This window comes from Nonomuraea sp. B19D2 (genome assembly GCF_040137845.1).
Lineage (GTDB): Bacteria > Actinomycetota > Actinomycetes > Streptosporangiales > Streptosporangiaceae > Nonomuraea.
In genome coordinates this window covers 1-19198 of sequence record NZ_JBEFAK010000092.1, presented here as the reverse complement: position 1 = coordinate 19198, position 19198 = coordinate 1, and the positions used below count along the sequence as shown (strand labels likewise).

At 64.4% G+C, this 19198-nt stretch carries 20 protein-coding genes; 17 read left to right on the top strand and 3 right to left on the bottom strand.

Annotated features, from left to right (window positions below; genetic code table 11):
* The first annotated feature begins 448 nt into the window (after positions 1-448).
* From ABN273_RS57785 to ABN273_RS57775, 3 genes are all read left to right on the top strand, one after another.
* Entirely contained in the window at positions 449-1189 is a 741-nt protein-coding gene (locus ABN273_RS57785) for a hypothetical protein (protein ID WP_349458306.1), read from the top strand.
* Positions 1186-3243, top strand: a complete 2058-nt coding sequence (locus ABN273_RS57780) for a hypothetical protein (protein WP_349458305.1) — start codon at positions 1186-1188, stop codon at positions 3241-3243. The genes ABN273_RS57785 and ABN273_RS57780 overlap by 4 nt, the downstream gene beginning before the upstream one ends.
* A gap of 101 nt (positions 3244-3344) precedes the next feature.
* Positions 3345-5399, top strand: coding sequence for a hypothetical protein (locus ABN273_RS57775; RefSeq protein WP_349458304.1), 2055 nt, complete (start codon positions 3345-3347; stop codon positions 5397-5399).
* A gap of 307 nt (positions 5400-5706) precedes the next feature.
* Here ABN273_RS57775 and ABN273_RS57770 read toward each other — a convergent pair whose 3' ends face one another.
* Positions 5707-6606, bottom strand: a complete 900-nt coding sequence (locus tag ABN273_RS57770) for a phosphotransferase family protein (RefSeq protein ID WP_349458303.1) — start codon at positions 6604-6606, stop codon at positions 5707-5709.
* Entirely contained in the window at positions 6603-7955 is a 1353-nt protein-coding gene (locus tag ABN273_RS57765) for an NsdA family TPR-like regulatory protein (RefSeq protein WP_349458302.1), read from the bottom strand. Before ABN273_RS57765 ends, ABN273_RS57770 begins: the two co-directional genes overlap by 4 nt.
* 175 nt (positions 7956-8130) lie before the next feature.
* On the opposite strand from ABN273_RS57765, the gene ABN273_RS57760 reads away from it, so the two are divergent.
* The 7 genes from ABN273_RS57760 (at position 8131) to ABN273_RS57730 (ending at position 12582) form a co-directional block, all read left to right on the top strand.
* The gene (locus ABN273_RS57760) at positions 8131-8490 is read left to right on the top strand and encodes a hypothetical protein (RefSeq protein WP_349458301.1); all 360 of its coding nucleotides are present in this window, start codon (positions 8131-8133) and stop codon (positions 8488-8490) included.
* Between the two features lie 20 nt (positions 8491-8510).
* Positions 8511-8957, top strand: a complete 447-nt coding sequence (locus ABN273_RS57755; protein WP_349458300.1) for a hypothetical protein — start codon at positions 8511-8513, stop codon at positions 8955-8957.
* A complete protein-coding gene (locus ABN273_RS57750; RefSeq protein ID WP_349458299.1) occupies positions 8947-9222 on the top strand; it encodes a hypothetical protein in 276 nt (91 codons plus the stop codon). The genes ABN273_RS57755 and ABN273_RS57750 overlap by 11 nt, the downstream gene beginning before the upstream one ends.
* The gene (locus ABN273_RS57745; RefSeq protein ID WP_349458298.1) at positions 9219-9761 is read left to right on the top strand and encodes a nucleoside-diphosphate kinase; all 543 of its coding nucleotides are present in this window, start codon (positions 9219-9221) and stop codon (positions 9759-9761) included. The genes ABN273_RS57750 and ABN273_RS57745 overlap by 4 nt, the downstream gene beginning before the upstream one ends.
* A 511-nt stretch (positions 9762-10272) precedes the next feature.
* Positions 10273-10758 (top strand): GntR family transcriptional regulator, encoded by a 486-nt coding sequence (locus ABN273_RS57740; protein ID WP_349458297.1) that lies wholly within the window; start codon positions 10273-10275, stop codon positions 10756-10758.
* A 3-nt stretch (positions 10759-10761) separates the two neighbouring features.
* Positions 10762-11676, top strand: a complete 915-nt coding sequence (locus tag ABN273_RS57735) for a phosphotransferase enzyme family protein (protein WP_349458296.1) — start codon at positions 10762-10764, stop codon at positions 11674-11676.
* 141 nt (positions 11677-11817) lie between these two features.
* Entirely contained in the window at positions 11818-12582 is a 765-nt protein-coding gene (locus tag ABN273_RS57730; RefSeq protein WP_349458295.1) for a class I SAM-dependent methyltransferase, read from the top strand.
* 125 nt (positions 12583-12707) lie between these two features.
* Here ABN273_RS57730 and ABN273_RS57725 read toward each other — a convergent pair whose 3' ends face one another.
* On the bottom strand, positions 12708-14093 hold the full coding sequence (locus tag ABN273_RS57725; RefSeq protein ID WP_349458294.1) for an NsdA family TPR-like regulatory protein: 1386 nt from the start codon (positions 14091-14093) through the stop codon (positions 12708-12710).
* 289 nt (positions 14094-14382) lie between these two features.
* Here ABN273_RS57725 and ABN273_RS57720 point away from each other — a divergent pair, with 289 nt between their 5' ends.
* The 7 genes from ABN273_RS57720 to ABN273_RS57690 all read left to right on the top strand — a co-directional run bounded on the left by ABN273_RS57720 (position 14383) and on the right by ABN273_RS57690 (position 19070).
* A complete protein-coding gene (locus ABN273_RS57720) occupies positions 14383-14550 on the top strand; it encodes a hypothetical protein (RefSeq protein ID WP_349458293.1) in 168 nt (55 codons plus the stop codon).
* A gap of 86 nt (positions 14551-14636) precedes the next feature.
* The gene (locus ABN273_RS57715; RefSeq protein WP_349458292.1) at positions 14637-14840 is read left to right on the top strand and encodes a hypothetical protein; all 204 of its coding nucleotides are present in this window, start codon (positions 14637-14639) and stop codon (positions 14838-14840) included.
* Positions 14837-15139, top strand: a complete 303-nt coding sequence (locus tag ABN273_RS57710) for a WhiB family transcriptional regulator (protein ID WP_349458291.1) — start codon at positions 14837-14839, stop codon at positions 15137-15139. The genes ABN273_RS57715 and ABN273_RS57710 overlap by 4 nt, the downstream gene beginning before the upstream one ends.
* Before the next feature lie 178 nt (positions 15140-15317).
* Positions 15318-15485 (top strand): hypothetical protein, encoded by a 168-nt coding sequence (locus ABN273_RS57705; protein WP_349458289.1) that lies wholly within the window; start codon positions 15318-15320, stop codon positions 15483-15485.
* Complete coding sequence (locus ABN273_RS57700) at positions 15482-15703, top strand: hypothetical protein (RefSeq protein WP_349458287.1); 222 nt, start codon at positions 15482-15484, stop codon at positions 15701-15703. The genes ABN273_RS57705 and ABN273_RS57700 overlap by 4 nt, the downstream gene beginning before the upstream one ends.
* A complete protein-coding gene (locus ABN273_RS57695; RefSeq protein ID WP_349458286.1) occupies positions 15700-16839 on the top strand; it encodes a DUF2637 domain-containing protein in 1140 nt (379 codons plus the stop codon). Before ABN273_RS57700 ends, ABN273_RS57695 begins: the two co-directional genes overlap by 4 nt.
* A complete protein-coding gene (locus ABN273_RS57690) occupies positions 16836-19070 on the top strand; it encodes a cell division protein FtsK (RefSeq protein WP_349458285.1) in 2235 nt (744 codons plus the stop codon). The genes ABN273_RS57695 and ABN273_RS57690 overlap by 4 nt, the downstream gene beginning before the upstream one ends.
* Positions 19071-19198 lie beyond the last annotated feature (128 nt).

Sequence of the window (19198 nt, the reverse complement as noted above, 5' to 3'; positions counted from 1 at the left end):
CGGCTACCGCGTCACTCTCGAACTAACTACCTGAACGTCGCGGCCCGCACCACTCCGCTCTGAATCAACACGTGAGGTTCGCTGCCGCCTGCCTGGCGAATGTCTGATTTTCGGACCAGGAGTCAGGTGTGCGTCGAGTGGGGGCAATGGCGCTGACCTGCGGTTACGCGTGCACCCTCTCCACCATCTGATGTGCTTGGGAAGACATTGGGAAATGGTCTTGACGAGTGACGACTGGGAAGGGATGACGAGCAGAGCGGTGTTAGTCAGGCGATACGGGTGAAATGAAGTGCCTGCGGCCTGCGATGTCCCTGTAAGGGGAGGACTCGACTGAGCTGTAGAGCGTTGGGCTTCGGACCGGTGTGGCTGTGCCGCAGGCTACGCCGGGAAGCATCAACGTGGCGAGCAGGACTCCTACCCGATGCGGACGGATGGAGGCCAGAAGTTGATGAGTAGCGGTTCGGCAACCCGTACTCAGCACGCCATCCGCCTCTTGACCTTGCTACGCGTATGCGGTGAGCCAGTTGGCGGGAACGATCCACCCGGAACGGTCGAGGTCATCCGCAGTGAGAAACGGCTCCAGGCGCTGGACTTTTGGCTGCGCAATCCCGACTTCCTCGCTGACCAACTCGTCCGAGCTGTTAAGGCTGGCCACATCGCCGGTACCTATCTGGACGTTGCTGAATCACTGCTGACCGATCCAGAGCCAGCCTGGCACCACTATCCAATGCCGAAGTGGTTTTATGGCGCCTACGAGTCAGTGGACGACGCCTTTGCATTGCTGCAGGCCTATGGCCTTGGGCTGATTCAACGGCGCGGAGCTCCTCCAAGGCGTCTCCAGAATCAGTTTTTCCTCACTGAGCTTGGAGCGGAAAAGGCCGATGAACTTAGGTCCATCCCGAAACTAGAGTGGTATCCGCGGCAAGCGCAACTGGTTCACCTGGTTGCTGGCGGTGACAGCGGCACGCGGCTGAAAGAGCGGCAATACGAGCAGGAAGCTTACGCTCAGGCATTCTGGGGGGAAAATATCGGATCCATCGGGGAGCAGGTCAAAATCGAACTGGCGGCTCTCCGGGCATCTATCTCTGACGTCGCTACAGGTATGAACTCTCAGGAGCGAGAGTCGTTCTCGGGTCAGAGCGGGTTAGCGGCAGCAGGCGTGTCTGCAGTTAGTGAGGATGATCAGTGAGTACTCTGGGCCAGGCGGTTGCTGATAAACTCAAAAGAGATGCTAAAAGCGTAGAGGTCATACTGGATAAGCATCAAGTGAGTACCGCAGCCTCTAGGCCTTCACCAGCTCATTTACGGCTGTCGCGCCTACAGTTCTCCGGAACTAAGAAGCTCACCGGCGTAGACCGCAATGGCGTGAAGGTTGAGCAGAACGCAATCGACCTTGTTCCGTTTAGGTTCGACTGGGACCTGGCCTTAGGACTCAATGGCGTCGGCAGCGATCTAAATCTGCGCGGAAAAAGTAGCGTGCTCAAGGTAATGATGTGGGCACTGCGCGGCCGCTGCGATTTGAAGAACGAGGTGCGGTCTTGGATAGATCGAGTGCAGCTAGATTTCGCCATAGACGACGTCGCCTACCAAGTCACGTTTGCTGTGGACCATCAGCGCAGTGGATCGCCCAACGGATCCCTGCAGCGTACAGCCGGCGAAGTGTCCATAGAAGTCGGGTCTTTCAAGAGCGATGAGCAGTTCGAAGAAGTGATGGGCGCAGCAATGATGGCCGCCCTGAGGCTGCCACACATCGCGGCTGCCCAAGAAGGTCGGCGTACTCAGCATGCTTGGCCCACATACGCGGGGGCTCTGCTAGTTCGCGGCGACACTCTCAACTACTTGCTCGGCGAACATCACTGGTCTGGGCTCCCAAGTCGTCTGCTGTCAATGTTCGTCGGGGCGGAATGGGCAGCGGCGCGTGCTGAAGCGACGACGGCTGCGACCGTAACTAGCATCGAGCTGCAGAAGCTAAATAGTGCTGCTGAACAACATGCCGCTGCCATGAGTACCGCGTATGCCAAAGCTCTGGCCGATGTTAAAGCTGCCCGGTCGAACTTGGAGAAGCTTCCCCTCCCCACAGTCGACATGCAGGCAGTGAGCGACGCTTTACGACGAATCTCGGAGTTGGACAAGAAATCGTCTGATGTCAACCGCCTTCTACTAACAGCGCAATCGGAGCATGCGACGAGGTTGGCGCAGTACGAGGAAGAGGAGACTCGCAGACATCGGGAGGTCGAGAACGCGATGGCTGTCAGGTTTTTCCAGCAGCTCCGCCCGACTGTCTGTCCCAGATGCGCGGCCCCAGTAACCCAAGAGCGTCGCGAATCGGAGGACCACGGCAGAGCTTGCTCACTGTGTGTCACTAGCCTGGCTGCCGATGCCCATCAGGAGAACCTAGTTCTCGCGCATACCGTGCCAGCCGCACAGCGTGCAAGGCTTCAGCGAGATGCCCGACACACAAACGACGAGAACCTGGATGAGGAGCACGTCGTTGACGACCTGGAGGCGCTCTCCTCTGCAGCCGCCGCCGTTCAAGAGACGGTTGATCGTTTGAGCCAACAACTACAGGAACTTCAACAAGAGCGTGACACTCTCGCGAGCCTGGTGGCCGCTAGCAGCGCCGCGCAAGCGGCAGTGCAACAGCGTCAGGAGGCTGAGCTCGTACTCGCACGGGCAGAGGGTGCCGCCGCTGCTCTGGCGCCGGCTGAGACCCCGGTTGGGCCTGGACCGGAGCATATCGCCATGGTTCGTGATGAGCTGACGGTGCTCAATGCCGCGAAGGATGTCGCCTCCACATGGGTACAGGACAGTCAGCGGCAATGGCTGGCAGACCTGAGTACGGACATCATGAGCATGGCCAGGGACTTCGGCATTTCAAATCTCACTGAAATCGTCCTTGGCGGCGGAGCTACGATGAAAGTCACTCAGGGTGGTGCTACATCCAACTATGGTGACTGCGAGAGAGGCGAAAAGCTTCGCCTAAAGCTCGCTACTGCAATTGCCCTAATTAAGCAAGGGCGAGAAAGTGGGGTTGGTAGGCATCCCGGCCTGCTTTTTGTTGACTCACCCGGTGCTGAGGAAACCACCGAAGACGACTTCGATACGATGCTAGAGGCACTTAATCGAGAGGCGGTAGCAGCAGACATCCAGGTTTTCGTCGGTACCCGCCACACTGATGCATTGGTCAACTTGCTCGGGGAAAAGAGGTGCCGCCTCGGCCGTGGAACAAATTTTGTTTGGTAGGTAGTTGAAATGGACGGCAAGGAGATGTAGTTTCATATACACTTAAGCGCAACTAGGTCGACGACAAAGGTAGGCCTTGGCTCACAAATCGGGAGCATGCGATGTCGGACAGTGGCGCAAGCCGACGTAACGAGCATTCTGCTGTCGACCGTACAATAGAAGCTATTCTCGATTTGAGCTACCGGAAGACCATAACCGTTGAGGACTTCGGTAGCTGGGCTCAGATGGTCGAGCTTATACCAAGTCTTATCGAACATCCGCTACTAGTTGTCGTCGCACGGGTCCTGGTGGAATATAAAAAGAGAATAGAAGCTGAGGAAGGTTGCGTCTCGGAGGAGTACGAACGCTCAGTACGCGCGTTGGCTCAGGCGATCACAGCTACTAAGAGTCCAGTAATTTTTCGCGACAGCATTGATCAGGTGCTCCGCTCCAACTTGGTTGAGTTGATCGGCTCAACTCTGGCGGGTGTGACCCTGGAACAGGCGGCGCAGCCTCCCGTTGATGCCACACCATCCCAAGAATTGCGCGCTGCTGACGCTCTTGAGACGGCAGCCCAATTGTGCCTCGGTGGCTGGGGGCACAAATGGAATCTGTTCAGCCGTTTAGAATCATTCGACGGGCGCTCATCGGGAGTATATGCGCGCGCTGTGCTGCGAGCTACTGTCATGTGCGTTGAACAGTGGGTTGCGGCTGAGGACCTGGTGCCCGTCGCCCGCCGCATCGCTGGCCTTGAGCAACCGCTGGCCTCTGTCGAAGGGCACACAGGAGGCGCTCTCGTTGATGAGTCAGATGCCGGTCTGGCGCTGGCGCGAATCGCAACTCTGCAGGCTCTGCGCAGCACAGACAGAAACAAAACCGTTGCTCTCCTTGAGGATGCGGTCCGTTACCTTGCGCCTGGGCTCGATAATGATGAGCGCCCCGACATGGAAGTCGCGGCCGATATTGCTCGCTTACTGCAAAACCTTGTGACCATAGGAGCTATAGGCGATCCAAACATTGTTGAGCGACTGGCTGGAAATGTCCGCGAGTTGCTCCATCTTGATCCTGGCCGTGATCACTGGGTCCGAGACCGTGTCGCAGCAAGTCACGCTGCTTGGTCCAAGCTCGCTGTGCAACTCGCGGAGGCTCATCGGCATCTGGCTGAGCCGAGTTGGTATCAGGCCGCAGCAGTCATCGACGACGTCGTTGATCTTTATAGAACAACTAGTTCCTTGCGCACTTACAGTCGGTCCGAGGATGGGGCTGCGGTACATGCCATTATCGCTCCCACTCTCGCGGCTGGGTTCGCTGAACAAGCCTCGCTGTTGAGACACCTTGAGGATCATGTCCGGCACCTCGAAGATCTACAACGTCTGGGGAAGTCAACTCCACAGCAACTTCAAGATCTGCCTGTCGCAATCGACATGCGTGACGCGGCTGTCGAACAGCTTCGCAACCCGGACTGGAGCGGCATTTTAAAAGTCCCGGCCGGCGTCCTCTCCGCTGACGAGGGGGCGCTGGCCGATCTGGCGGAGACTGAAAGCGCAGTGGCCCGGGTGTACGCATCTGTTGAACGGCGGCGTGCTGGACGGCTCAACTCAACATCGTTGATCGTTGATGAATTGCTTGAACGTGCTCGTGCAGGGTTCGCCGACTCCCCGGACTATGAAGGGGAAGTGGCAGAAGCTACCGACTTCGTCACTCACCTCTTGGTGATGTTCTTGTGGGATAGGAACCAGATTGGCGAGAGTGAGGCGGAATATCTCTATCGCGAAGACGCTGATGAGAAAGATCTCGCCTCGGATCTACGCCAGTTCCTCCGAGCGAGCGGACAACTTGGGTCGGTTACCACTGAGGTTCGGCACGTCAGCGGTGGGCGTATTGATGTCCAGTTTGGATTTCCGGGGTTCAACCTCTATGTGGAACTGAAGCAGGATGCTACGAAAGTTCCTGTTCCTGACAAGAGTTCCTACTTGAATCAGTCGGCCTCGTATCAAGTCGCCGACCAGAGAATAGGATTTCTCCTCGCCTTGAAGCTGCTGCCAGCCAAGAAGACGCTCGCTCCCCACCTGTCCGACTGTCTCGAAGTTGTCAAGGTTCTCGACGTAGATGGCCGGCCGCGGCATGTAGCAGCGTTGACGCTGTCAGGGGCTCGTACCAAGCCCTCGGATATGTAGCTGGGGCAGTCAGGCAAGTTCGATCAAGACAGGAACAAGCCTGCCGCGCTGCTTCCTCGAAAGGGCTCCGGCGCACTACCTGCAGCACAAGGCTAATACGGCTCCCAAACTAGGACAGTTCGATCGGCTGGCAGGAGGTCGTCGGGCTTGCTCGGTTGCATGATGACGAATACGGGGATGCCTCAACCCCGCTTAACCTCGAAGAGTCTGTCATTGTCGACCCCACGTCATCGATGCGGCATCCAGGCATGCGAACGTCGAGGCTCCCGGGTCCCTCGATCGCACCGGCCAACAGGATGCTGTGAGGCTACGGTACGGCTGTCCAGGACCAGGGCCTTGGTCCACGCTCACCACGTAGACATGCCAACCTCAGCATCACTTCGTCGCGCCGAGCGGGATTCTCCGCAGCCACTTGGGCGGCCATGCAAGTCATTCGAAACTCGCGGATGTCCCGCAACGTCTCGAATCCGTCCCACGAGGTTACGTCGTGCCCGTACGTCCGGACGAAGTCGTCGTAGTCCTCGGCGGTGATGCCGGCCAAGGTGAACGCCTTCACCGCGGTGGAGGTCAGGTCCCATTCAGGCGGTCCAACTGAGCAGCGCTCCAGGTCGAGTAGCACCACCTCGCCGCCGTCGGTGCTCACCACGTTGCCGATCCACGCGTCCCCGTGTACGACAGTCTCCGACAGGCCCTTGGGCAGTTCCGCGTACCGCGCCTCCAGCTCAGCCAAGCGGGCGCGCATCCAGTCCCGGTCCGTCTTGCCGAGGGTGACGGCACGGTCGATCCGCTCAGCCAGTCGTACGAACGGATCCAAGCGGCCGATTTCGAAGCCAGTCGGTGGCGGGAGGTCATGGAGGCGGCGCAGAGCGGTCGCGACCATCGGCGCCGTACCGTGCCGGTGGGGCGGTAGCTCTCGCCACCAGGTAACGGCTCGGTCGTCGACCTCGATGGGCTGGTCCACATCCGGCCACGCCCGGACGGCTGGTACGTGGTTGGCTTCGAGCCAGCGAGCCACCGCCACTTCGCGCGCCGCGGCGCCGAGCTGGCCGGCGCGGGAGACGCGGGCGATGATGCCGCCGGGGAACCGGTACAGGGCGTTCTCGCCGAGCCGCATCAGCTCTGCATCGGTCGGGTCGAGCCCGATGCGGCGGCTCGCCGCGTAGAGCACGGCCCAGGCGGACCTCTCGGCGTTGCTGATCTGGGTCATGCGTGGAGGGCCTCCCGGATGCGGTGGCGCAAGACGGCTACGGGCGTCCGGTTCCTGTGGGGGTGGGCGAGCCTCGCGAGGTCCTTCATGTCGTCCTGGGCTCGACGAGAACGCACCGTCCCCGCGTCAGTGACCGCTCGCCCTCCGATGGAGGCGGCTTCCTCGGGATCTCCTGTCGCCATGGTGAGCGAGGCCAGCTTGATTCCGCTGATCGCGCGAGAGCGGACGTAGGCAGCGCTGTGCCCGGCTACCGCGCTGGCGAGCCTCATGATCGCCTCGCCCAAGTACGTCTCGTTGACCGCTTCGCCAGGGGACGTGCCATGCGTCGCCCGCTCGTCGACGACCAGGTCGAAGAGCGCGTGGCCGGTGTCGCCCGAGTGCTGCGCGGCGTCGTAGTAGCGCATCCAGGGCTTCTCTTCGCTGGGACGGATGCGGCCGAATTCCGCGTCCGCCTCCTCGACGGCCCTCCAAGCCTCCTGCGCCCGACCCAGTTTGGCGAACGCTCGCGCCTGGGCCGACCGCAGCATCGCGCGCTCGCCTGGGGTCAGCCGGTCCGCCCGCACCATGGCGAACTCCACCAGCGTCAGCCCGTTGTCCGCGTCACCGCACCAGATGGCCTGCCGCGCCATCGAGGAGAGCACCTTGGCCCGGAGATGCCAGTCGTTCGCCTGCTCCGCGCACGTGAGTGCAAGGGTGAACATCCGGCGGGCGTCCTCGTGCGCGTAAGCGTCGAACGCCATGAACGCCGCCGCGTGTGCCAGCCAGCCGACCGCGGAGTACAGAGGATCCTGCAGCTTGGTCGGGCAGCGAGATTGCTTCAAGAGTCCTACTGCGAAGCGCAGTTGGCCGGCGACCGCTTCGCGGACCAGACAGCCGCCGTAGGTGTGATCCCAAGTGGTGAAGACGTTGGCGATGGTTCGTAGCTCGGCGATGTCGGAAGGTTGTACGACTGGAGGTGCGGTGATGGCCTGGGCAGGCATGGCCAACTCGGCGAGTGGGACAGCGGCGGCTGCCCCCAGAGCAGTGCGAATGAAGCCTTTCCGATCCACATCTGTCACGGTAACGACCGAGCTGGTGCGTCGCGATCGAGTGAACCCGAGGTCCCGGTCATGTTCGGCGCCGAGAATGGTACGGAACGCCTCCCGATAGTCGCGGTTGGGCCAGCGCACTTCGCCGCGTTCCAGCTTCCCCACGTACTCCTGTGACAGGCCGCCCTGACGTTGGCGATTTTCGAACAACCAGGCGTTGACCAGGTCTGCCAGCTCCTGGCGCGAGGCGTGTTCGCCAGGGTCGGCAGGGGACGGCAAGCGTTCTCGCGCCTGCTGCAAGCGCAGATTGGGCTCGGACATCGGCTGTCTCCCTCCGCCCGCATCGTCGCACAGCAGCCTGCCTGAAGGGTCGCCAACCTGACCGCGATCTGACCGTGGCCTGACTCTTGACTGCCTGGCTAGCTGGCGTTCCCGCCCGAGTCGTACGAATCCACAGTGGAAGCAAGTCGTCACCGTTCGTTAGGAGCACCACACGATGCAGACCCTTGACGCGGAACCCCACCACGTCTTCACCCAGCCCGCCATGACGCCCGTGTTACCGGGTGAGTTGGTCCTGGTCACCCTTCTCGTGTCACTCGACCAGGGCCGGACGTGGCGGGTCAGTGGCACGCTCAAGCTCCCCACCGTCCGGTACGAGACCGCAGCACGTCTCTTCCTCATGACCGCAATGAGCATGGCGGCCGAGGATGATCCCACGAACGTGGTGTGGCAGGCACATGCGTGGTCCATTGGCGAGGGCAAGGAGATTCCTTTCGACACGCCTCCGCTCGTGTCGCTACGCAGCGATGGTCAGCCCTCGAATGCATACCTTCCGCATCGGCTTCCACCCCCCTGACACCCGCCCGAGGGAATCTAATGACCACCAACTCTCCGCCGATCACGAGCGGCCTACGGTTCGTCCCGGATGAACTCGGATGGGCGTGGGCCGCCCACCTGCAGCGCCACACCTGCGGCTGGTGGCTTGTGCTCTGGGAGCCCGGCAGCCAACACTTCACCGCCTTCTACCTCGGCGACACGACTGAGGGCGGCGCCTACCGGACAGCCAGCACTCCCCAGGGGCTGTGGGAACGGATTCTTGCGTTCGATCCCATGCGACCTCATCTCGACCTTGAGGGCAATGCCACCGGCGACTCCGCGTGGCAACTGCGGGTGGGCGGGCCGGCGACGAACGTGCTGAGCGGTCCCGACCCCGTGACAGCCCACGCTACGGAGGGCACTCTTTCGCCCGCACGACCGCACCCGGTCCACCGCGCCGGCCGTACGAGCACGGTCCGCGACCGAAGGATCCCCTATGACACCTGAGCACGTGCAGACCTTGCACGAGATGTACACAAGGGTGCTGCGGCCGACGACGACGAGTCCCGACCGCCGGATCTCCATGCGGGGCACCACCTCAACCGAGCTCGCTCCGTACTGGCTGCAGGTCCTCCTGGTGCGGGAGGCGTATCGACAGATCACCCACACCGGCCGGCCCTTCAGCGTAGAGGTACTCCAAGCGTTGGATCCGGGTTGCAGATGGCTGGTCGAGCGACGCTGTCCGGAGTGCCTGCTGGAGGGGGCGACGTGACCGCGCGTATGGCCGACGCGGCGCGCTTCAGGCCGCCGGGCGGGTGGGACTACTGGACGGTCGTCATGTGCAAGCCCGACGCGACCGACCGCAGGCTAGTCAGGCCGATCCTCGAATGGGTCGCCGGCACCGTGACCATCGTCCAGATTCGCGAAGTGGTCGTCACCGCCCAGCAGATCTTCGCCCACTACGCCGACATGCTGGAGTTGCAGCACCGCTTCCCGTTTGACGTCCGTGCCGACCTGATCGATCACTATGTGGGCTCGACCGTGACCGTGGCACTCGCCCGTGGCTACACCAGCGACACCGCGCAGCGCGTACGGGGCTTGCTCGGCCACTACGACCCGTCCCGCGCGCCATCCACCACTATCCGCGGCTACTACGGCAACGACAGCGCCGAGAAAGCCGCCGCCGAGGGCCGGTTCATCCGCAACCTCGTCCACACCAGCGACAACTCCGCCGATGCAGCAGCCGACTTCATGATCTGGTTCGACGAGGCGTACCGGCGCATCCTCTCCCAGGAGGCCCACGCACGATGAGCGAGCCCGTCTTCATCGCCGCCGACAGGAGTCGGGACAGGAAGCTGGAGCAATTGGTGACGTACGTTGAGGCTCACACCGAAGAGAAGGGTGCAGCTGAATCAAGCCGTCTAGAAAACGACACATGGCCATGTCCCGGATTCGCTCCCCACCCGCCCCGCCGGACTGGTAGCCAGAAGATTCCCCTCAAGTGGGCCGCGGACGGGCCAGCTCAGAGCCGGACGCTCGAGTACACCTGCTCATGCCTCACGATCTTTTACGAGTTCCTGGCGTCTGGCGGCAATTATTGGATCCGCCGTACGGAACAAACCATGGCTCCGCGGGAGTCATACGCTGGTCCGTGGCGTCGCCGAGTGACAGAACGCGTGTGGGAGAAGATCCTCGCGGGCGAGGCAAGCTTATGTTCCTCCCCAGATCGAGAGCAGTCAGTCAGCATGCATGACCGTGGTAGCTCCTGCCGAGGCTTCGTCGTCCTAGCCTTGTGTCTGTTGTTGCTCGGTTAGGGAGCCCCATGAGTCAAGGCAAAGCTCAGCCCGCGTACGCCACGCTGGCCAATGATCTCCGCCAGCGGATCGCGACGGGTAAGTACCCACCGGGCGCGATGATCCCGTCGGAGGCGACTCTGATGGCCGAGTTCGGCGTGGCCCGTGGGACGGTACGCCAAGCTCTCGCGGAGCTCGAACGCGAGGGCTTGGTCGTCAGCCAAATGGGCCGAGGCCGCAGGGTTCAGGGTGAGGCGACCCCGGAGACGCAGCCGAGCACCCGCTATGAAGACGTGGCCAACCAGCTCCGCGCCGCCATCAAGGCCGGCGAGTTTCCTCCTGATTCCCGTCTGCCTGGGGAACCTGTCCTCGCCGGAAGGTTCGGCACGGCACGCATCACGGTACGCAAGGCTCTGGAACTTCTTCAGCAAGAGGGCCTGATCGTCGTCGTCGCCAGCAAGGGCCGTTTCGTGGCCACGAAGCCGCCACCTCCCGATACGAACAGCGAGGGCTAGTCCATGACGGAGACCCACAGCGCGCGAGGCTTCTCCCTGCAGGACGCGCATAAGGCGCTCGTCGCGGCCTGCGCGCACGTTGGGTTGGACAGCGGGGACGCGCTGCCCTTGCGTGTAGGGGAGAACAAGCTGTTCCGCCTCGCGTCGGCTCCGGTGGTGGTGAGGATCGCGAGGAGCGTGGATCTCCTGGCTGATGTCCACAAGGAGGTGGCCATCGCGCAATGGCTCGAAGCGGTCGGCTTTCCTGGTGTTCGGCTCTTTCCCGACTGTCCTCAGGCGATCATCTGCGAGGGCCGCGTGGTGACATTCTGGCTTCACGTGGACAGTGGCGGCCCGTCTCCCGACTTCGGAGACCTGACGGTGGTGCTGCGGGAGCTGCACGGCTTGTCCAAGCCGGTGAACCTCGTCTTGCCGCTCTTCGACCCACTGGGGCGTGTAGAGGACCGCTTGGACTGCGCTCAGAGCGTCTCGGACAGGGATATCGAGTTCCTGCGTCAGCGAATAAAGGAGCTCTACGCGGAGTACAACGCGTTGGAGTTCGCTCTGCCTGCCGGCCACATTCACGGCGATGCCCATAGGGGCAACCTGATGCGCCGTACGGATGGCAGTGTGATCCTTATCGACTTCGAGAGGTTCGCGTTCGGCCCACGCGAGTGGGATCTCAGTACGGCTATCGGGATTCCCTTCCAGGGCTTCCGGTGGATCGAGGATGAGGAGTATGCACAGGCTGTGGAGGCCTATGGCTTCGATATCGTCGGGTGGCCTGGCCTCCACACGATGCGCCGCATTCGCGAGGTCGCCATGACCACGTGGCTCATGCAAAACGTGGACCACAGTCCCGACATCCGCGCCGAATTCGACCGTCGTATGGCATCGCTGCGGCATGACGATTTGCCGCGCGTTTGGCGCCCCTTCTAAGCGGTCTGGCCGAGGTTCGCTTTGGTACGGTCGCGCCCGATAGGGCGTCGGGATCAGCGGCGCGCTTCGCCGCGCCCGCTTGGCGCCGTAAGGCGAAAAAGCAGTGGCCGCGCGGGCTCGGGGCCACATACGTTCGCCTCCATGATTGACGCGAATTTCGGGCATCCGCGCCTCGCCGCCATCTACGACCCACTCGATCCGGACCGCAGCGATCTCGACGCGTATCTTGCGATGGCGGAGGAGTTCGGCGCGCGGTCCGTGCTGGACATCGGGTGCGGTACGGGCGTGTTCGCGCTGCTGCTCGCCGAGCGCGGGATTACGGTCATCGGGATCGATCCCGCGCGGGCGTCCGTCGACGTCGCGCGTGGCAAGCCGGGCGCGGAGCGGGTGCGCTGGCTCGACGGCGACGCGGGGGACCTGCCGCCCATGCAGATCGACCTGGTGACGATGACCGGGAACGTCGCCCAGGCGATCGCCGATCCGCAGGCATGGCGTACGACGCTGCGTGGCGCGTACGAGGCTCTGCGGCCCGGCGGGCGGCTTGTCTTCGAGACGCGCGATCCGGCGAAGCGGGTGTGGGAGGAGTGGGCGGAGTGGACGCGCGAGACCACGTACCGCATGACGGACATCCCGGGCGTTGGCCACGTCGAGACCTGGGCCGAGTTGACGGACGTGAGCCTGCCGCTGGTGAGCTTCCGGGGTACGCACGTGTTCGCTGCGGACGGGGAAGTACTGACCTCGGAATCGACACTTCGCTTCCGCGAACGTACGGAGGTCGAGCGGGACTTGCACGAGCACGGTTTCGTCGTCGAGGACGTACGCGACGCACCCGACCGGCCGGGCAGGGAGTTCGTGTTCGTAGCGCGGCGCGATACCGCGGAGCCCGTCCCTCCCGGAATGCCCTAGGGAACGTGCGTACCATACAGCGCCGAGCAGGCGGGACTTTGAAGACACTCCCTTGGGGCCCTCCAGCAGAACGCTCTGATGGTCCGCATCATGCGATGGCGGGCGCCTCGACGGAGCCCACACGGCTATACGGCGGTGGCGGTCTCCGAGCGTGCGCGGGCTAGTCGGGCCTCGGCGTAGGTCTTGAAGTCGCGTACGAGCGGATCGTTCTGGTAGCGCATGAGCTGGCTCATGAACTCCCGCACGTAGCGCCTGGTGCGAGCCGATCGGAGATCGGCCACCGTGGTCACCACTTCGCGTGCCACCGCGATGCCCTGTTCCAGGTCGCCGCCGGATACATGACTCGTGGCGAGGATGGTCCGTACGAACGACAGACTTCGAACGTAGAGGGTCTCCGAGAGTGCCACGCTCTCCAGCACGCGATCGCGCGCCCGGTGATGATGTCCCAGGTCGCGATAGCAATGCGCGAACTCAGCGGCCAGCTCCGCCTCGTCGAAGTACTTGAGCCAGACCGGATCGTCCTCGGCATTCCGGCGCTCGAACCATCGCTCTGCCTCGCCCAGCGCGCGACTGCAACCGGCCTCGTCGCCCTGGGAGGCCAGCGCGCGAGCCTCCATCGCATTGAACAGGGCCATGGCTGTAGGCGTGGCCGCACCCTCGGCGCCCATGCGAGCCGAACGGGCAAGGTTTGCTGCCATGCCGTAGTGGCCGAGGTAGTTCGCCTGGTGGCTCATGCCCGCCAGGATGCGGCCACCGAGCATCCGATTCCCAGCCTCGCGGGCCAGCATGAGCGCCTTGGTCATGTACTGCTGGGCCAGGCCGTGCCGCCCCGTGTCGTAGGCCATCCACGCGGCCAGCCGAAGCATGGCGGCCGTCTCCGAGAGGAACTGCCGGCCGAGCGTCGTGTCCGGGCGCACATGCTTGAGCAGCGGCTCTATCTCCATGGCGATGTACTGCACGACCGTGGATCTGGCGTGTCCGCCGCCGAACCGATAGTCGAGCTTGGCGAACAGAGCGGTTGTCTCCCGTACAGCCTCGACGCTGCCTGCAGTGATCAACCGCCCGCCGGCGTGTGGCCGAACCCCGCTGCCAGGGGCCACCAACCACGTGACCATGGAGTCGTTCCAGGCGTTCGAGGACACGTCGCGCTCAACCACCTGGGGATTCCCCGACAGGTCGCCTGAGATCAGCACCGTCACGCCGTCAGCGAAGGAATCGGCCTGTTTCTGGGGGCCGGCTGTGAAGGGTGTGACTTCGGCGTACATCATGCCGATGTCGCGCACGCCGACCCGCTCGCCGAGCTTGCGGCTGAGCGCCTCGGCGATGAAGTGCGGGGTCGTGCCGCGGGGGTGCATTCCGTCCAGCCAGCGTTTCACCGACACGTGATCGCACCGGATGTCCTCGCCGTGGCCGGCAGCCACGTCCTGTACTCGTCGTGCGAGCCCCTTGTTTGAGACGTCGGCCCTCGCCATCACCGCCGCGAGCTGGTGATTCGGCTCTCGGAGCTTCATGGCACCCCCGGCACGACAGAGGGCTGACAACCCTGAGTGATCACTGTATCGCTGTCAGTTTGCACCCCCTCCGCGCCGCCGTGCACCCCCCTTTGCTGAATTGCACCGCCCTTTGAACGCTGCCGCACCCTCTGACCTGCGCGGTTTCCTTGGTGCCACGAACACGGCGGGCCCCGAAAGAAGCTTGACGGACTCGCCAGCCCTGTTCTATACCTGTACAGGACAGGCTCTCGATTGGGGGCCTGCCACCAGGAAGAACAGGCCAACCAAGATCAGAAGGGATCACCGCATGCCTGTTCTTCGACCCCGACGCTTCCTGCCCACGGTGCTGATGATCCTCGCGGCCTTCTTCGTGGTCACTCAGCCGCACAAGGCCGCGATGGCGGTGAACACAGCCGTGGACGGTATCCAGACGATCGCCAAAGCCCTGACCACCTTCAGCGAAGGTCTCGGCTGAACCACCAAACAGAAGAAGCCGGGGCGTGGCCCAAAGTCGCCAAACCTGATCCACGCCCCGGCACCCCTTAGAGAGGTGTCTCCATCATGACCTACGGGTCGAACCACGCACTGCCCGAGTCCGAGCTCCAGCCGATCAACTGCCTGTACGCGCAGTGGACCTGTCTCGTCTGCGGTGGCATGGAGGAAATCGCATCCGACGAGGAGGCGCCGGTCCCGCCTATCTGCCCCTCGTGCCACAGGCTCGCGGTCGCCGAAGCGCTGGCTGCTCTGCGGGGGGTGCGGCGATGACCAACCCAACGGCGGCCTCCCTCAGCGGTAGGGAACTGTCGAACCTCCGGGACGAGCTGCTCAACTCCAACCCGGCCTGCGAGACCAGCGACGCGGACCTGTTCACCGGTCCCGATCTGTTCGAGGAAGAGCCGGAAGAGGAACGGAGGGTGCGTGAGGCCAAGGCCAAGGTCGTGTGTGTCAGGTGCCCTGCGCGGACTGCCTGCCTCATGTACGCGCTCGCCGTACGCCCGAAGGACGGCATCTGGGCCGGCCTGACCGCTGCCCAGATCCGTGCCGCTCGCAGGAGGGCCGCCTGATGGCGCGCTTCCAGTGCGCTGACTGCGGCGATCGCTCGCGCAGCGCCTACCGCTGCCGCCGCTGCGGGACCAGCCGCCAGGTCGAGATCTGCGCCTCACACGGCACGCGCGGACTGCCTGGCTGTCGCCTGTGCCGCATCCTCGCCCGTTCCCGGTCCGGCCTCTGAAAGGAGGAGCCATGCACCACGCAACCCGCCTGTCGCCGTGGCCTGCCAAGCGCTGCCCGCGCTGCACGGCGCAGCTCGACAGCGGTCCCGTGCAGTTCTGCTGCGCGCCCTGCCGCCGAGCGGTGTTCGCCGCCGACATCGACAACGAAATGCACGCCCCGCTGAGGAGGGCCGCATGATCTCAGTCCTGCTCTACCTGATCACGTTCAGCGCCGGATGGCTCTGCGCCGAACTGGTGCGCATCGCTCAAGAACGCCACCGCCTACGCCAGGTCGTACGGTCCGCGGTCCGCGTTGCGGGATCGCCTGACATGGCACTGCGCACGTGGTCCAGCCATGTGGCGAACTGGTGCGCCCGCCCCGACTGCCCGCGGTGCCGGCGGCGGTGGGGCCGATGACCGCAACCGACGCCATGAGCTACGGGCCACGCCCGCTGAGCGAGGGCGAGCACACCGCCGTCTCGGTGACCACCGTCGCCGTAGCCGCCCTGGGCCTGCTCGGATTCGTCATCAGCTTCGCCACCGTGGCCAGAGCGGCCGCCCCGTCGTTCGGTGCGATGGCCTGGATGGTGCCGCTCGGCATCGACCTGGGCATCGCTGTCTTCTCGGCGCTGGACATCGTCCTGGCCCGGCTTGGCATGCGGATACGTCTGCTCAGGCTGGTCCCATGGTCGTTGACAGGCGCGACCGTGTACCTGAACGTGGCCGGCGAGGACACCCTGTTCGGGATGGTCGCCCACGCCATGCTCCCGCTGCTGTGGGTGGTGGCTGTGGAGGTGGGCGCGTACGCCGTCCGCAAGCGCGCCGATCTGGCCAGGCCCGATCGCATGGAGTCCATCCGGCTCTCCCGCTGGCTGCTGGCCTTGCCGTCCACCTTCGCCCTCTGGCGGCGGATGGTTCTGTGGGAGATCCGCTCCTACCCGAACGCGCTCAAGCGGGAACGCGACCGTATCCTCGCCCGCACCGACCTTCAGGACCAGTACGGCTGGCTGTGGCGGTTCAAGGCCACTCGTCGCGAGCGCGCCCTGTACCGGCTCGGCGAGCTCGCGCCGGAGGGAGTACTACTCCCGCCTCCGGCCGAACGCCCGGCCCTACCGCCCGCTCAGGTGCCCAAGCCCGTCACCAGAACGACGCGGAAAGGTGGACGACGTCGCCGTGCGCCACGTACCGACGTGGACGACCTGATGCAACTGGGCTGGCAGGTCGCCGCCGACCACGAGGCCCAAGGCGTACAGCTCACCCGCGACCGACTCCGCGACGCCATCAGGCAGACCGGTCGGTCGATATCCACCGACCGCGCCGGAACGTTGCTGGCCCGCCTGCGGACAGAGGCGCCTCCCGAACGGTCCTCGACCGCCGGACGGACCGCCGGCACCGACCCGGACCGACCGGATGGCCCGACCGCCGTCGGGACGCCACCTGACCGTGAATCGGTCCTGACCAACACGCAGGGCGCGGCCCCCACTCCGCCAAGAACAGTGGCCGCGCCCGGCAACCCCGCAACCGTCAAGGCACACGAGGTGTACTCATCATGACCCACGATCCGCACGACTCCGACAGCCGTCCGGTGCCCGGGCGTGAGCTGGACGGCTTTGAGTGGTCGGTCCGCCCGGAACCAGCAGGGGACAGTGCAGCCGAGGTCGTTCCGCTCGACTCCCGCCGCCGTGTCCGCCCGCTAGAGGACGCCACTTCGGTCGATGAATCGGAGGACGAGTTCTTCGACCGTGAGACGGTCGCAATCGCCGACCGCGTTCTCGGACCGCCAGTCGACCTGCCGGACGAGGACACGATCCCGCCGACCACGCGGGCCGCACGGCGCCGGGCACCGATCATCCCGGCCTGGCTGCGCACCTGGCAGTCCGTCCGTGCGATGGCCGCCTGGCAGACCCGTGACGCCGCATACGTCCTCGGCTACCACGCCGCACGTTCGCCGAAGTACCTGGCCAAGACGCTGTGGTACGCCCTTCCCGGCCTGTTCACCGGTATGGGGCGCTTGCTGCACTGGGCGACGGCGGAAGAGGGCAACTGGGCACTGCGGCAGTACGCCGCCGACCGCAACGACGCCGAGACGTGGCTCAAGCTCGACAAGCAGCGCCAACGCCAATCCCGCTGGCGCTGGTCGGTCCTGATCGCGTCCGGTGGACTGACTCTCGGCGGTTTGCTTGCCGTCCTGGTGGCCGACTTGCCTGGCTGGGTGCGCCTCGCCGCCGCGGCCCTGGCCATACCGATGTTGGCGCGCGTCGGACGACCGAGCGACAAGCCGATCACCGACCGCGTGAACGAAGCGCCGCGCTACCGCAAGCTCACCGCGGAGCTGGTACGGCGGGCGTTGCTGTCCTGCGGGATCTCCGGCATCACCCAGGCAGTGAGCAAGGATCCGAACGCCATCAGCTTCCCGCAGGAGATTCACCGCGACGGCCCTGGCCATCTCGCGATCGTGGATCTGCCCTACGGCGTGGAGGCGGCCGAGGTGGTGGCTCGCCGGGGACGGTTGGCCTCGGCAATGCGGCTCCCGCTCGATCAGGTCTGGCCTGAACCGGCCGCCGGCCATCCCGGACGGCTGGCCCTGTGGGTCGGGTACGAGCCCGCGTCGCAGATGAAGCAGCCGGCCTGGCCACTGCTACGCGACGGCCAGGTGGACGTCTTCAAGCCGTTCCCGTTCGCCACGACACCGCGCATGGAGACCGTCAACGCCGAGCTGGTGTTCCGCAACTGGCTCGTCGGCGGACAGCCCGGCTCCGGTAAGACGTTCGGGCTCAGGCTCGCGGTCCTGGCCGCCGCCCTCGATCCACGCGCCGAGCTGCGCATCTACGAGCTGAAGGGAGTAGGCGACTTCAAGGTCCTGGAACCGGTCTGCACCGAGTACGGCAACGGCTTCGACGACGAGACGATCGCTCGCTGCGCCGCGATGTTCGCCTGGCTGTACAAGGAGTGCGAACGCCGCTCCAAGCGCATCGCCCACTACCACGCCCTCGGTAAGGCACCCGAGAACAAGATCACTCCCGAACTGGCCTCGCTCAAGGGCTCCGGCCTGCACCCACTGATCGTGACCGTGGACGAGATCCAAGAGCTGTTCCTGCACCCGCAGTACGGCAAGGAAGCCGGAGAGATCTGCGAGAAAGTCATCAAGCTCGGCCGCGCCCTTGGCGTGATCCTGCTCCTGGGCACGCAGATCCCGGACAAGGACAGCCTGCCGACCGGCATCACCCGCAACGTCAACACCCGCTACTGCATGAGCGTCGCCGACCAGACCGCCAACGACATGATCCTCGGCACCTCCATGTACAAGCAGGGCTACCGCGCCACGGTGTTCCAGCCGGTGGTGGAGGCCGGATGGGGCATCCTCGCGGGTCTTGGCAAGCCCGCCGCCCGCCGCTCCTACTACCTCGACACCAACGACGCCGACAAGGTCATCGAACGCGCCAAGCGGCTCCGCGGCCTGGCTGGCACCCTGCCAGAGCCCGGAACCCAGGCCCGAGAGGACGCGCCCGTCTTCGACGTCCTGGCCGACCTCGCCGAGATCTGGCCGGTCGGGGAGAACGCGGCCTGGAACGAAGCCCTGTGCACCCGCCTGACCGAACTCCGACCCGACGTCTACACCGGCTGGAAGTCCGAACAGCTCACCAGCGCCCTCAAGCCGTACGGCCTGCGCGTGGGTGACATCGGCCGCCGCATCGACGGCAAGCCCGTCACCCGGCGCGGCATCCGACTCGACGACCTCACCGATGCCATCGCCGAGCGTAACCGCCAGAAGCGTTCGGGCTGACCCGTATGTTGCCCGGCGCTGAAAATGCCGACGAAGCAGGCACTGACGGTGCCGACGATCGGCGACGAGAACACCCCGCCGCTGGGGTGTGCGACGGGGTGTTCATCGGCAAGGTGTCGTCGTTCGTC